Origin of the sequence: Kitasatospora sp. NPDC051164, assembly GCF_044455625.1 — a bacterium.
GTDB lineage: Bacteria > Actinomycetota > Actinomycetes > Streptomycetales > Streptomycetaceae > Kitasatospora.
Genome location: NZ_JBITFB010000024.1, coordinates 1 through 13,367 on the forward strand (window position 1 = coordinate 1; position 13,367 = coordinate 13,367).

Below are 13,367 nucleotides of genomic sequence, written 5' to 3' on the forward strand. Positions count from 1 at the left end.
GGCTGCACACCTACAATCACCACCGCGGACACACCGCGCTCGCAGGCAAGCCACCCGCCAGCCGCGTCCCCAACCTCACTGGTCAGTACACCTAGCCGTCCGTCCGCTTGATCCACTCGCTGCCGCCCAGCGGGTAGTCGTAGCCGGGGCGGTTGACGTCGGCGCTGGTGCGGAAGGGGGTGCCCCCGTTGTCGAGGCGGATGGTGCCGCGGCGGCTGCCGCTGGACCAGTCCAGTGCGAGGTCCCATCGGACGTCATGCGCCTTGGTGTGCGCGGTGACGTAGAAGACCTCGGGGTCGGACTTGCTGACCTTGTACGGGAATTCGCGTTGGCCGCCCTGGACGGTGATCACGGGACTGCCCCGGTCGAGGTCGATGTCGAAGGACTTGGTGTCGACCTCGCCGCCGCAGCCGACGCCCATCGAGTAGTCGTTCCAGGCGAGCGGCGCGCCCTTGGCCGTGACCCGCACGTGCAGTGCCTCCAGGACAACCGTGTCCGCTCCGGTGCCCTGGACGGTGAGGGCGATCTCCTGCTCGCCGGAGGAGACCGCGCCGTAGGCGGCGGACCAGCGCGGGGCGTCGCGCTCGGGGGCGGGCGGCCCGACCTGGGCGGGCGCGCTGTTGACGAGGAAGTGCTGGCTGCACGGATCGGCGTAGACGTACGGGCGGACGCCGACGGTGAGCGGCGCGGGCGCGTCGCCGGGCGGGGTGGGAGTGGCGGTCGGGCTCGCGGGCGCATTCTCGGCGGTGGAGGCGGTGGAGGCGGTGGAGGCGGTGGAGGCGGTGGAGGCGGTGGAGGCGGTGGAGGCGGTGGAGGGGGTGGAGGCGGTGGGGCCGGAGACGGATGGTGCCGGTACGGCCCCCGGGCCCGCCGTCGTGGCACCGGCCGCCGGCCGGCCGACCGTATCGTCGTCGCCGCCCCAGACGGCGGGACGCACGACCACCACGACGGCGGTCACCAGGGCGACGGCCGCGGCGGAGGCGACCAGCGCGCCACGGCGGCGCCGAGGCGGGGCGGGCTCCGCCACCCCGACGACCGGCTCCCCGCCCGTGCCCCCTGCGGAGGGGGGTTCCACCGGGGCGGCCGGGGCCGTCGGTTCAGTCCGGGGCTGCTGCGCGACCGGGGCCTGGGCCTGAACCTGGGCCGGCGTCGGAGTCGGCCCCGGCCCCGGTTCCGGTTCCGGGGCCCGATCCGTCCGGCGCCCGCGCGCCGCGTCCGCCAGGATCCAACTGCGGTGCAGTTCCACGAGCTCGTCCGGAGTCGCCCGGCACACCCGTGCGAAGCGCTCCGCCGACACGTACTCGTTGGGCAGCGCCGTGCCGTTGCAGTAGCGGTGCAGCGTCGAGGTGCTCGTGTGCAGCCGCTTGGCCAGCGTTCCGTAGCTCAAGCCAGAGCGGGTCTTGAGTACGCGCAGCAGCCGCGCGAACTCCTCCGTCGCCGCGGCCCCCATGTCCTCCGCCACCCGCCCCGTCCCCTCCATTCCCCCCGCGTCCCGTTCCAGCGTTCCAGGCCCGTTCCACCCCTGCTGGTCAGAGCCACAATCGCCGTTCCACCCTACCCATCGGGGCGTCAGGCGTGGCGGGTGGGACGGATCACCGCACAAGCTTCGGTCATCCGATCGACCCACCACCCGACCGACTGCCGAAAGGGGCACGACCACATGTCCGTCCGTACCTCCCGCACCCGTCTGATCACCGCCGCCGCGAGCGTCGCGTTCGCCGCCTTCTCGATGACCGCGTGCAACGACAGCGGGGACATCGCGACGGCAACCGGCCCGTCGCTCAGGGCCACCGTGCCCGCCGCGACGCCGGCCTCGCCGACGGCCCCCGCGACATCCGCCGCCCCGTCCGCCGGCACCGCCGTCTCCACCGGCAAGCCCCCGGCCGCCGCGCCCCAGCCCACCGGCCCGAAGCCCGCCACCGGCACCCCCGCGCCGAAGACCCCCGCAGCACCCGCCGCCCCCGCGGCCGCCAACCCGAACACCTGCGAGGGCTCCAACACCAAGACCACCGCCGCCTCGCTGAACCGCCCCGTGAACCACATGCTGCTCACGGTCACCAACACCGGCTCCGGCATCTGCTACCTCTACGGCTACCCGGCCGTCCGGTTCGGTGAGGCCCAGTCCCTGCCCCCGGTCATCACCGACTCGAAGCCGCAGGCCGTCGTCACGCTCAAGCCCGGCGAGTCCGGCTACGCCTCCGTCAACCTGTCCTCCACCGACGGCATCGACGGCTCGAACGGCCACACGGCGCCGTCCCTGGCCGTCTACTTCCAGGGGCGCTCAGGCAACGAGAGCGTCGGCGCGGGAGCCCACCCGTCGCTGCCCGCGAACGGCGTCTACGTGGACGACTCCCTGAAGGTCACCTACTGGCAGCAGTCGCTGGACGACGCCGTCTCCTGGTGACTCCGGCAACACCCGACGAACCGGGAGCAAGCACGAACCGAGAGCACCCGACACGAACCGACAGCACCCGACCGGAAAGCAGGCACGCCACCATGCGCCACACGCCCCGCAGAATCGCCCGGCTCCCGGCCGTCTACGCCGGCGCGGCCTTCCAGGTTCTTGTCCTCGGAAGTCCTCCGGAGACCCGTGCCTCTCGCGGGAAGCCGCCGTCACCCGTCGCTTATGCCTGATGCCTGACGCTCGCGGCGAAGGTCCTGAACCTGCCACTCTTCGCAGCGGACAACGGTCTCGGCCGGTGCTCCCGGATCTCTGGGATACCGACATCGCACCCGAGTTGACCCCGCTCTCAAGCAACACGGGCTCCTGCTAGGCCGACGCCATGAACGCCGCCGGCACCACGCTGTCACAGCTGCCACCGCTCGACATCACGGAACTGTGGGACAGTACGGGATCCAGGAGGCGCTCGGCCACCACCCCGTCACCCCGTCCGTTTCGCCTCCAGGACCTGAGCCCGACGGCGAGACTGTCCCACTCTGCCCCTCCGGGCTGCGAGACTTGGATCATGACTACCGATCGTCCCACCCTTTCGCTGCCCGCCTTCTCCGAGCCCGCCATCGACGCGCCCGTTCCCGCCTGGTCCGACGGGCGTCGGCCGCTGCCGGTCGAGCAGGGCGCCGATTTCCGCCAGCCGCCCGGCGAGACCGTCCCCGTACCCGCCCCGGCCCGGCGCCCGCTCGCGGTCGGCGGACTCACCTTCTCCGACCCGGAGCGGCAGGGCTGACGGTTCCGGCCCGCGCCGCCACAGGTCTCTGAACTGCGGAGATTTCACGAACCGGCCCCTCGGCATCCATCCGTCACGGACCACGACGTACGGCGAAGGGGGCGGGCGGCGAACTGCGAAGATGAGCACATGTCTGTCGTGCCCGTCGAACCTCGTCCGCTGAACGACTCCGAGCGAGCCGTGCTGGACCACCTCCTGACAGTCGACTTCGTCGGCGCCTCGGCGCTGCGCAGCCAACTGGACCGGACCGAGGTCGTGGCCACCTGGGGAGCCCGGTCCGTGAGCGTCGACCTGCGGGTGCGGGGGCTGGAGCCGCATCCCGCACCGGCGTTCACGCTCGTGCCGGTCGGCGCTTTCGTTCACGACCGCTCCGGCGAATACATCGGCGAACTGCTGGTGTGGGTCGAGGGCGGCACGACTTTGTCAGCACTGGAGTACGCCTGGGTCACCGATGAGATGCCGACCTCCCTGCCGTCCGTGGACCAGATCCGGCTCACGGCCGATTGACCTCGTCGACGCCGGTCAACGAGCGCGTGCGGCAGGGCCCAGTGCGTTGGGGTAGTGCGTCGGGGCAGGTGAATAACGAGGCTGCCGGGCGGAACAGTCGAGATTTCAGACATCTCACTCGATTGCTGGTGTCCAGGACCGTCACGGCAAGAATTACAGACCGTCATCAGGCCCGGAATCCAGGAGGCCGAAGTGTTTCTCCGGGGGCGTCAAGCACTGGCGGAGCGGTAAGGTGCAGGACTACGGTTGTGTCAGACGCCAAAAGCAGATCGATTGCTACGGGTCCGCAGCCTCCGACCCGTTTCGTCAACGGATCTTGCAGGTGCACGTTTGACGTAGGGCGCCTTCGTCAATTTCGCCGTGCGCGCTTCCTGTGGAATTGCCGCCGGTTTCAGTCGGGAGGCATCGCCGATCCGATAGGTACCACCGGGCGGTACCAATGGTTTTCTTCAATTCTGCGGACTCCACCGGGAGCGGCGAGTTCTGGCAGAACTCCGGATCTCCTTCGGTCGACCCCAAGGACGTCCTGACCGGCGCCATCACGGGTGCCTACCTCTGCACGAGTAACCTGTCGGGCGTCGAGCGTTCTCTCCTGGCATCGCTGGGAGCGGTCGCCGGAGCGACCGCCGTGCCCCTTCGGCCGATCGTCGCGGAGAGCATCGGCCAAGTCCCGTTGGACGACTACCTGCGCATGCAGGACTGACCGCCCCGGCAGCACAATCGGCTACCCGACGCCAAACCCTGCCACCCAACCCAGAACACCGTGCCTGAACAGCGACAAGTCATACGCCGCAAGCGGATTGTGGCTGCCTTCTGAGTTCGGCCCACTGATCGCGAGGCCCACCGCGAGGCGAGCACCTGTCCGACTCCCGTTGCCCGCGGTGCGCGGTGGCGGTGCTCCTGTAGGACGAGCGAGTGGTCTTTGATGGGGATGCCGCGCGTGGTCAGGCTGCGCAGCGGAATCCGATGTGGCTCATGCCGGTGTCGATCGGTTGCGGGCGGCGGGCGGCGGGGCGGTAACGGTGGCAGTACTCGTCCGCGCACAACCACGACCCGCCCTTGACGACCTTTCGCGGGACCGCCGGGCCGGGGGCGCGCGGGTCGACGCCGGCGGCTTCCGCGTCACGCCGTGCGCTGTCGGGCGCGCAGCAGGAGGGGACGGCGCCGCGGCCGCCAGTGACAGCGTGAGCGGGGGCGAACCAGTCCGAGGTCCATTCCCAGACGTTGCCGGCCATGTCGTGCAGGCCGTAGCCGTTCGCGGGGTAACTGCCGACCGGTGCCGGGCCCATCGCGCCGCCGGGGTGGGTGCTGCGCCAGGGGAAGTGCCCGGACCACCAGTGCGCCAGGCGGCGCTCATTGGGAAGCTGTTCGTCGCCCCACGTGTAGGCGGCTCCGTCCAGACCACCGCGAGCCGCGTACTCCCACTCGGCCTCGGAGGGCAGGCGGTGCCCGCGCCAGCGAGCGTAGGCCTCGGCGTCCTGGTGGGCGACGTGCACGACGGGATGCTGCTTGAGGCCCCGAAGGCCAGAGCCGGGACCTTCCGGGCGGCGCCAGCTGGCCCCGGGGGTCCAGGCCCACCACTGGCTCAGGTCCCGCAGGTCGACCGGGCCGGGCGTGGGGCGGAACACCATCGAGCCCGGCTTCAGCAGTTCTGCGGGCAGGCCCGGGTAGTGCGCCGGGTCCAGCGGGCGCTCCGCGAGCGTGACGTAGCCGGTGGCCGCGACGAACGCGGCGAACTGCGCGTTGGTCACCTGGTGGCGGTCGATCGCGAAGGCGTCGACAGTGACCGAGCGCGCGGGCGCCTCTTCGGGGTAGTGCCGGTCCGAGCCCATGGCGAAGCGTCCGGCGGGAAGGGCGACCATGCCCTCCGGGGCGCTGACCGGTCGGTCTCCGCCCGCCGCTGGTCCGGGCAGCGGCGGCAGCAGGGGCAGCAGGGGCAGCGGGGGCGACAAGGGCAGGGAGGCAGGGGCAGGCGCGACAACACCGCAGTCCTTCGTACCCGGGCTGGGCTCACGCACTCGGCATTCCGGCGACCAGATTGGCCAGGACCTGGTCAATGGTGAAGCTCGCGGCCTTCTGCCGGGGCGGGAACTCCTTGAAGGTGGCCAGGAAGTCCGCGACGATCCGCTGGGCCGGCACGAGCAGGAACGCGCGGGCGAGGAACCAGTCGTAGTAGGTGTTCGCGGTGACGTCGGCCTTCTCGCACGGGTCGGTGCGCAGATTGAACAGCTTGGGCACGCGCAGCAGGGTGAACGGCTCAGCCCACAGCGCCATGGTTCCGGGTGAGCGCTGCTCCATGAAGATCAGCTTCCAGTTGTCGTAGCGCAGCGCCATCAGGTCCACGTCATCGGAGAAGTAGAAGAACTCCCTGCGCGGGCCCTGCTCACTCTGACCGGTCAGGTAGGGCAGCAGGTTGTGGCCGTCGAGGTGGACCTTGTAGGAGTGGCCGTCCAGCGTGGTGCCGGCCTTGAGCTTGTCGGCGATCTTCGGCTCACCGGCCGCGGCGGCGAAGGTGGGCAGCCAGTCCAGGCCGGCGACGATCTCGTTGGACACCACCCCGGCCGGGATGTGGCCGGGCCAGCGCACCAGCGCCGGAGTGCGGAAGGCGCCCTCCCAGTTGGAGTTCTTCTCGCTGCGGAAAGGGGTCGTGGCCGCGTCCGGCCAGGTGTTGGCGTGCGGGCCGTTGTCCGTGCCGTAGACCACGATGGTGTTGTCGGCGATGCCCAGCTCGTCCAGCAGGTCCAGCAGCAGGCCGATCAGCTTGTCGTGGTCGATCATCGCGTCGTGGTACTCGGACTGCCAGCGCCCGGACTGGCCCAGGGACTCGTCCTTGACGTGCGTGCGGAAGTGCATGTGCGTGGTGTTGAACCAGAGGAAGAACGGCACGTCATCGCCGGCCTGACGGCGGATGAAGTCCCCGGCTGCGGCGGCGAACTCCTCGTCGCAGGTCTTCATCCGGTCCCGGGTCAGCGGCCCGGTGTTCTCGATCCGCTGCCCGCCGTGGCCGTCGGCCCAGGTGTGCAGCACCCCACGCGGCCCGTAGTTCCTGCGGAAGTCCGGGTACTCCTCCTCGGAGGGGTAGTCGCGCTCCTCCGGCTCCTCCTCGGCGTTGAGGTGGTAGAGGTTGCCGAAGAACTCGTCGAAGCCGTGCAGGGTCGGCAGGTGCTCGTCCCGGTCGCCCAGGTGGTTCTTGCCGAACTGGCCGGTGGCGTAGCCCTGCTCCTTCAGGACCCGGGCGATGGTCGGGTCCTGCGGCTGCATGCCCAGCTCCGCCCCCGGCAGCCCCACCTTCGACAGGCCGGTGCGGAACGGGCTCTGGCCGGTGATGAACGCCGAACGCCCCGCCGTACAGGACTGCTCCGCGTAGTAGTCGGTGAACCGCATACCCTCGGCGGCGATCCGGTCGATGTTCGGCGTGCGGTAGCCCATCAGGCCGTCGCTGTAGCAGCTCAGGTTCGTGATCCCGATGTCGTCGCCCCAGAGCACCACAATGTTCGGCTTGCCCGCCATCGTCCGCGTCCCTCTCCTCGGCCCCGCCGGTCCTGCCTCGCTCCCACGCTAGGAGTCGGCCGGGGCGCCTGCCGTGCGCAGTGCTGCAAACCGGTGAACCCCCGCACCGCCGGTCGGCCGGACGGACGGTCGGCCGACCGGCGGTGCACGCCGGTCCCGTCCGGGTGGAGTGGTCTATTGGAGGATGTTGATCGCCCGAGCGATCACCAGGGCCGCCACCACGAGCGAGACGGCACTTTGAGTGATCATCAGCAGCTTGGCCCACGACTTGATCGGCGACGTGTCGGCCGGACCGAAGGAACTGGAGGTCCAGAAGGCCAGCGCCAGGTAGTCCACGAAGACCGGCACCCACGCGGGGGAGGTGCCCTGCCGGAGCTGCATCTCGGGGAAGACGAACGCGGGGTCCGCGAAGGGGTGGTGCGCCCGCGTGGCGGCGCCGCCCCGGTCCAGATCCCAGTACCACAGCGCGAACGCGATCACGTTGGTCACCCAGACGACCCCGCCCGTCGCCAGCAGGCCCGTCGCGTTGGTGGCGTAGAGCTTGCTGTTGGTCAGGATGTCCGCCACCAGGGACGCGGCAGCGAAGAGGTTCGCCAGCGTGATGAACGCGATCACCAGGTCGGTCACCACCCGTAGCCACCGTGTCTGCCGATCGATCCGGCCGGGGTCGGCTCCGATCAGGACAGCCATCAGCACCACCATGACCACCGGCAGCACCCACGACGGGCTCTCGCGATAGCTGCGCGGGAGCGCGACATGGAGCAGCGCGGCGACCAGGACGGCCGACGCCACCGGCCACCAGTGCTCGCCGCGCGGCTCTGCCGGCTCCATCGACCGACCCGCGCGGGACGGTTCGCCGGGATCATCGAGGCGGGAGCTCATGGCTCATTGTGTTGCCGTCCGGCTCCCGAGAGCCGAACGGCAGGTCGATGGTCACCCCCGGGGAGCAACTGTGCGCACGGCGCGCCGTGCGGATCCAGGAGTCAGCCCCCGCTGATCCCCCGTCTCCCAAGGGGCGGGTCGCCGTGCGCCCCGCATCGACGTCGTCACCCTCGACCTGGCGGACGTCCGCAACCGCGTGCTCCGTTGCGGCGAGATGACCGACACCGCCGCCGTCATGCGGCGGCCCCCTGGGGGTGGTGACGGCCCGGTTCTGTCCGGGGCAACGGATGCGGCGGCTTCGCGGGTTCAGTATCCCGGGCAGGAATATGCGTGAAAGGAAAGTTCCCAGGTCAAAGGGGTGCGATGAAGGCGAAGTTGTGAAGCGTGCATGGCATTTCAGGGGGCTTATTCCCGGGCGGGGAAGCTGCCAATGCAAGAAATTTGCTCATTGCTTACTTGATTCGCGCAAGTCCCTTCCGTTCGCCGATCGAATCTGACAGCATCGTCCGCTATCCGGCGACCGAAGGCCGATGATCACCGCGCCGGTGTGGCCGTGTGGTGTCCCTGTTGTTCGCGGCCGCGACCGCGGCCGCCCCGCTGCTGCCGGCGTTCCTCGTCGGACGCCGCCGTCGAGACGTGGCCGGCCGGCTGCGCCACGTGGAGGAGAAGTGACCACCCAGGCCGGCACCCCCGTGCCCACCCCCGACACCGCCCACCAGAACGCCCACCAGCCTGCCCGCCGGCCCGCCCACCGCCCCGCGCGCTGGGTCCGCACCAGGCTTCGCGCGAACCCGATGGCCGCGCTGCTCATGGCGGCCCTCGCGTTCGTCACCGTCTTCCTGGCGGCGGCCTTCCCCCGCGTCACGGACCGGGGCGCGGACACGGCGCTCCAGGACTTCGTCAGCCAGAAGGGCCTCAACCAGACCAGTCTGCAGACCACCTCCAAGACTCAGGACGACGACAACGGCGCCGAACTCGACCGGGTGCAGCGGCAGCTCACCGAGATGGTCGGCCGGCAGCTGACGCTGGCCCAGCCGGGCCAGGCCCACGGTGCCCGCGCCCTGGCCGACCGCGGCATGGGCAATCCGGAGTACGTCCGGATCGCGGAAAAGCGGACCGACCCGGTCCTCGGCCTGCTTTACGTGCCCGACCTGGCCGCACGGGCCACCCTCACCGACGGCACCTGGCCGACCCCCGGCACCGTCGGCGGTCCGCTGCCGATCGTGATCAGCAAGCAGGCCGCCGAGACCATCCACATCAAGCTCGGTGACGTCATCGACAACGGCGTCGAGGGCTCCGGCACCAAGCGGACCACCGTGGTGGTCGGCCTCTACCAGGTCAACGACCCCCAGGACCCGTTCTGGGACGACCTCGGCTGCCCGGCCCGCGCCTGCCTGAGGACCGACCCCAGACAAGAGCACTGGATGACCAACGGGTTCGTCGACGGCGGCAGCCTGCCCGCTCTGACCCGCTGGGGTTCGAACGCCGAGAACTTCTGGCGGCTGCCCGTCGACCCCGCCTCGCTGCACGCCGACCGGCTCGACCACACCCGCAGCGTCATCAGCTCCTTCCTGACCGGGCGCGACGCCACCGCCCTGGCCGACGCGACCAGGCGCGCCGACCTGCACACCGCCTCGGGCCTGCCCGACGTGCTCACCCGGGCGGACGAGCGCTACCGGGCCTCGCTGCCGCTCAGCGCGATCGGCCCGGCCGGCGTCGCGGGCGTCGCCACCGTGGTGCTGTTCCTCGCCGCCGCCCTCACCACCGACCGGCGCACCGCCGAGATCCGGCTGCTCCAGGCCCGCGGCGGCTCCCGCACCGGGGTGCTGGGGCGGCTGATCGCCGAGGGCGCCGTCACCGTCCTGCCCGCCGCCGCGCTCGGCACGGCCCTCGCCCTGGTGCTGCTGCCCACCGTCCGGTGGGACCGCTCGGTGCTGGCGGCCCTGGTCGCGACCCTGACCGCGCTGCTGGCCTTCCCGACCCGGGCGGCCCTGCTGTGGTCCCGTCGGCGGCCGTACGGCGGCCGACGCCGACTGGTCGGCGAACTCACCGTCCTGGCCGTCACCGTCGCGGCCGTGGCGGAGGTCCGGCGCCGTGGCGTCGGCCACCCCGGGGCCGGGGTGGACCCGCTGCTGGTCGCCGCGCCGCTGCTGCTCGCCGTCACCGGCGGGCTGCTGCTGGCCCGGATCGAGCCGGTGCTGGTCGGCCGGCTGGCCGCCCTCGTCGGCCGCGGCCGCGGCCTGATCGGCTTCCTCGGCCTGGCCCGGGCAGCCCGGGACGCCTCGGGCCGGCGCCGGCCCTCCGTGCTCCCGCTGCTGGCCCTGCTGATCGCCGTCACCACGACCGGCTTCGGCGCCACCGTGCTCGACACCGTCGACCACGTCCGGGCCCGCGCCGCGCGCATCGCGACCGGCGGCGACGTCTCCGTCGTCATCCCGGACTACGCCACCCTGACCGAGTCGTTCACCAAGGCCGCCGCCGCCCTGCCGGGCGTCCGGGCCTCGACCGGGGCCTGGGTCGAACCCAGGGCCCGCTTCTTCGGCGCCGACCAGGACTACACCGAGGCCTACCTGGTGGTGGTCGAGCCGACGGCCTACGCCGAGATCGCCCGCACCCTCGGGGCCGGCGAGTTCGACCCGGCGAAGCTGGCCGGCACGCCTGGCACACCCGGCACGTCCGGCCGCCGGGAGACCCCGGTGCCCGCGCTGTTCAGCCGGGACCTGGCCAAGCGCCTGGCCGCCGGCCCGGCCGAGGTGCGCACGCCCAACGGCAACAGCCTGCGCACCACCGTCGCCGGGATCGTCGACGCCACCCCCGCGCTGCCGGACCCGGGAAAGCCGTTCGTCGTCGTCCCGGCCGGCCCCACCTGGGAACGACTGCCGGACACCAAGCGGGTGAACAAGTGGTTCGCCGTCGGCGACGTCGACCCCGACCGGGTCAGGACGGCCCTGCGGGACAACAGCGGGGACCGGCCGGTCGGTATGGCCAAGCTGATCGCCGACAGTGCCACGGCCACCGGCAAGGACACCCACGGCCTGCCCGCGGGATACACGGTGCACAGCAGCCGGGAGACCGCCGCCGCGCTCGGCGACGACCCGCTGCAGCACGCCGCCGGACGGCTGTTCTGGTACGCGGCCGCCGCCGGAGCCGGATTCGCCCTGCTCGCCGTCCTGCTGACGCTGCTGCGGGCCGCGCCCGACCGCACCGCCGTCCTCGCCCGGCTGCGGACCATGGGCCTGCGACCCCGGCAGGGGCTGGCGCTGATCATCGCCGAGGCGCTGCCACAGACCCTGGCGGCGGCGGTCGGCGGCGGCCTGGTCGCCGCGGCGGCGGTCGGCCTGCTCGGGCCCGCCTTCGACATCTCCACGCTGGTCGGCGCCAAGGTCGGGGAGGCCGTCACCCCCACGCTGCTGCCGGTGCTGCTGCCCACGGTGGGCCTGGCGCTGCTGGTCTGCCTCGGGGTGGTGGCGGAGACGCTGGTCGCCGGCCGGCGCCAGATCGCCACCGAACTGCGCGCGGGGGAGCAGTCGTGACAGCGCGACCGGCGGCACGGGCCGTGACCGTGCGGACCTCCCCGAGCCGGCAGACTGTCGGCCGACAACCGGGACCAGCCGAACCAGCCAGGCCGTCGAGATCGTCGTGACCGTCGTGAACGAGCGCGAGTACGTGATGCCGGACCGCACCGGGCGTGCAGCTGCCGGTTCCGATCCTGGAGGCGCTGGGCATGGAGCACCGGGTGGCGGTCGACCTCGCGGCCGACCACATCGAGGTCCGCCCGGACGACATCGCGGACAGCTGACACACCCTCAGCTGTCGCCGCCCGCCCGCCGGACGAGGGCGCTGCCCCCGGCGCCCTCCCGGAGGCCGGGCGGCGCGCCGTGCTCGCCGCCACCGCGATCGACCTCATCCGGCTCGACGCCTGGCTCACCGGCACGCCACTCGTGCGCCACCCGCATGACGTTCACGGCCGAGCTGGAGGAGGGTTGCGACTTCGCCACCTCCGCGAACTTCGGCGGCGGGGGCCGCGGTTACCTCTTCAGCTGCCAGCCCTGCGGCGAGGCCGCGTTCCTCTGGCAGTGCTGAACGCCGCTCCAGGGCGGCGCACACGTCGAAGTGCCAAGCCAGGTAAACGCGAACATACCCACCGCGTCACACATGACATCCGAAGGCCTTGCCCTGCCAATGGACCACACGGTGTCTACGCTGCTGTGGCCGATCACGCCGTTGGTCTCCGGGAGTGGGCGCCCGACCGGAGCCGCCCAGATGGCCTGCGCCCGCTGCGACTTCTGCACTCCCGATGAATCGACGAAGCCCAACTCGTCTAATCCGAGGCCTACTTGCAGCTCATGCGCGGTGAGTATTCCGCTCACCGAAGAGGAACGCGTCGCCGTCGACCACGGCCAGAGCGCCCTCGACCGCCTTCCCGGGCGTCTCGCCGACGTGACAATCCCAGCCGGCCCGGCCCGGCCCGGCCCCGATCGAGCGCCGCGCCGAACCCGGCGGACCCCTGCTCCTGACCGTCCGATCACCACCTGGCTCCACCGACCGAAAGTGCTGCTGACATGCGACCCGACCTCTTCTCCGTCGACCTCCCCGGCCCAGGGCGCCTGAGCACCATGGCCAGACCTCGTGGCCTCGACTGGCTCGAGGACGAGATGACCGCACTGAAAGACCACGGCGTCGACATCCTCGTCGGCGCACTCACCGGCCCCGAACTCGACGAACTCGGCCTCGCGGACGAACCCCGGGAAGCCCTCGCCGCCGGGCTGCAGTTCGTCGCGATACCCATCCCCGACCGCACCGTCCCCGACCTCGCCACGATCCTGCCCACCCTTCACAGGCTCGCCGAGCACCTACGCGAAGGCGCACACATCGTCACCCACTGCCGAGCCGGCATCGGACGCTCATCCCTCCTCGCCGCCGCCCTCCTCATCCTCAACGGCATCGATCCCGGCACCGCCTGGGACTTGATCGAACGGGCTCGCGGGCTCGCCGTCCCGGACACAGCCGAACAGCGAGAGTGGACGATGGAACTGCTCACATACTGTGAGGTCGACACATCAGATTCCACCGATTCCACCGGATGATCCGGTTGACGGTGCCCTCGACGGGACCGAAGTCCCCGTGGGCGGTCAGTCCGGCGTGGACCGGGGGCGGACGGCCGACCGCCCTGTCGGGCCGCCCGCTCCCTGGGCCGTCAGGTGGGCGGGAGGCGATGACGGTCTCCAAGTAGCCGCCGCACCATCCACGCACCTCGTCACCTTGAGCCGGCACCCGCCGGCA

Annotated in this window: 11 protein-coding genes; 7 read left to right on the plus strand and 4 right to left on the minus strand. The window is 71.5% G+C overall.

Annotated elements, in window-relative coordinates:
• Positions 1 to 91: 91 nt before the first annotated feature.
• Complete coding sequence (locus ACIBEC_RS31185) at positions 92 to 1,450, minus strand: helix-turn-helix domain-containing protein (protein WP_360502849.1); 1,359 nt, start codon at positions 1,448 to 1,450, stop codon at positions 92 to 94.
• A gap of 210 nt (positions 1,451 to 1,660) precedes the next feature.
• On the opposite strand from ACIBEC_RS31185, the gene ACIBEC_RS31190 reads away from it, so the two are divergent.
• From ACIBEC_RS31190 to ACIBEC_RS31205, 4 genes are all read left to right on the plus strand, one after another.
• Positions 1,661 to 2,404, plus strand: coding sequence for a DUF4232 domain-containing protein (locus ACIBEC_RS31190; RefSeq protein ID WP_360502838.1), 744 nt, complete (start codon positions 1,661 to 1,663; stop codon positions 2,402 to 2,404).
• 562 nt (positions 2,405 to 2,966) lie between these two features.
• Positions 2,967 to 3,185, plus strand: a complete 219-nt coding sequence (locus tag ACIBEC_RS31195) for a hypothetical protein (RefSeq protein ID WP_360502835.1) — start codon at positions 2,967 to 2,969, stop codon at positions 3,183 to 3,185.
• 129 nt (positions 3,186 to 3,314) lie between these two features.
• Entirely contained in the window at positions 3,315 to 3,692 is a 378-nt protein-coding gene (locus ACIBEC_RS31200) for a hypothetical protein (protein ID WP_360502832.1), read from the plus strand.
• 439 nt (positions 3,693 to 4,131) lie between these two features.
• The gene (locus tag ACIBEC_RS31205; protein WP_360502829.1) at positions 4,132 to 4,395 is read left to right on the plus strand and encodes a hypothetical protein; all 264 of its coding nucleotides are present in this window, start codon (positions 4,132 to 4,134) and stop codon (positions 4,393 to 4,395) included.
• 241 nt (positions 4,396 to 4,636) lie between these two features.
• Here ACIBEC_RS31205 and ACIBEC_RS31210 read toward each other — a convergent pair whose 3' ends face one another.
• The 3 genes from ACIBEC_RS31210 to ACIBEC_RS31220 all read right to left on the minus strand — a co-directional run bounded on the left by ACIBEC_RS31210 (position 4,637) and on the right by ACIBEC_RS31220 (position 8,033).
• On the minus strand, positions 4,637 to 5,644 hold the full coding sequence (locus ACIBEC_RS31210; protein ID WP_360502826.1) for a formylglycine-generating enzyme family protein: 1,008 nt from the start codon (positions 5,642 to 5,644) through the stop codon (positions 4,637 to 4,639).
• A 58-nt stretch (positions 5,645 to 5,702) separates the two neighbouring features.
• The gene (locus ACIBEC_RS31215; RefSeq protein ID WP_360502823.1) at positions 5,703 to 7,202 is read right to left on the minus strand and encodes an arylsulfatase; all 1,500 of its coding nucleotides are present in this window, start codon (positions 7,200 to 7,202) and stop codon (positions 5,703 to 5,705) included.
• 174 nt (positions 7,203 to 7,376) lie between these two features.
• Positions 7,377 to 8,033: a hypothetical protein gene (locus tag ACIBEC_RS31220; RefSeq protein ID WP_360502820.1), complete on the minus strand. Its 657-nt coding sequence runs from the start codon at positions 8,031 to 8,033 to the stop codon at positions 7,377 to 7,379.
• 719 nt (positions 8,034 to 8,752) lie between these two features.
• Here ACIBEC_RS31220 and ACIBEC_RS31225 point away from each other — a divergent pair.
• The 3 genes from ACIBEC_RS31225 (at position 8,753) to ACIBEC_RS31235 (ending at position 13,171) form a co-directional block, all read left to right on the plus strand.
• Positions 8,753 to 11,617 carry an ABC transporter permease gene (locus tag ACIBEC_RS31225; protein ID WP_360502817.1) on the plus strand — a complete coding sequence of 955 codons (2,865 nt, stop codon included), beginning with the start codon at positions 8,753 to 8,755 and terminating at the stop codon, positions 11,615 to 11,617.
• A gap of 421 nt (positions 11,618 to 12,038) precedes the next feature.
• Positions 12,039 to 12,167 carry a hypothetical protein gene (locus tag ACIBEC_RS31230; RefSeq protein ID WP_360502814.1) on the plus strand — a complete coding sequence of 43 codons (129 nt, stop codon included), beginning with the start codon at positions 12,039 to 12,041 and terminating at the stop codon, positions 12,165 to 12,167.
• 479 nt (positions 12,168 to 12,646) lie between these two features.
• Positions 12,647 to 13,171 carry a tyrosine protein phosphatase gene (locus ACIBEC_RS31235; protein ID WP_360502811.1) on the plus strand — a complete coding sequence of 175 codons (525 nt, stop codon included), beginning with the start codon at positions 12,647 to 12,649 and terminating at the stop codon, positions 13,169 to 13,171.
• The last annotated feature ends 196 nt before the right edge of the window (positions 13,172 to 13,367 follow it).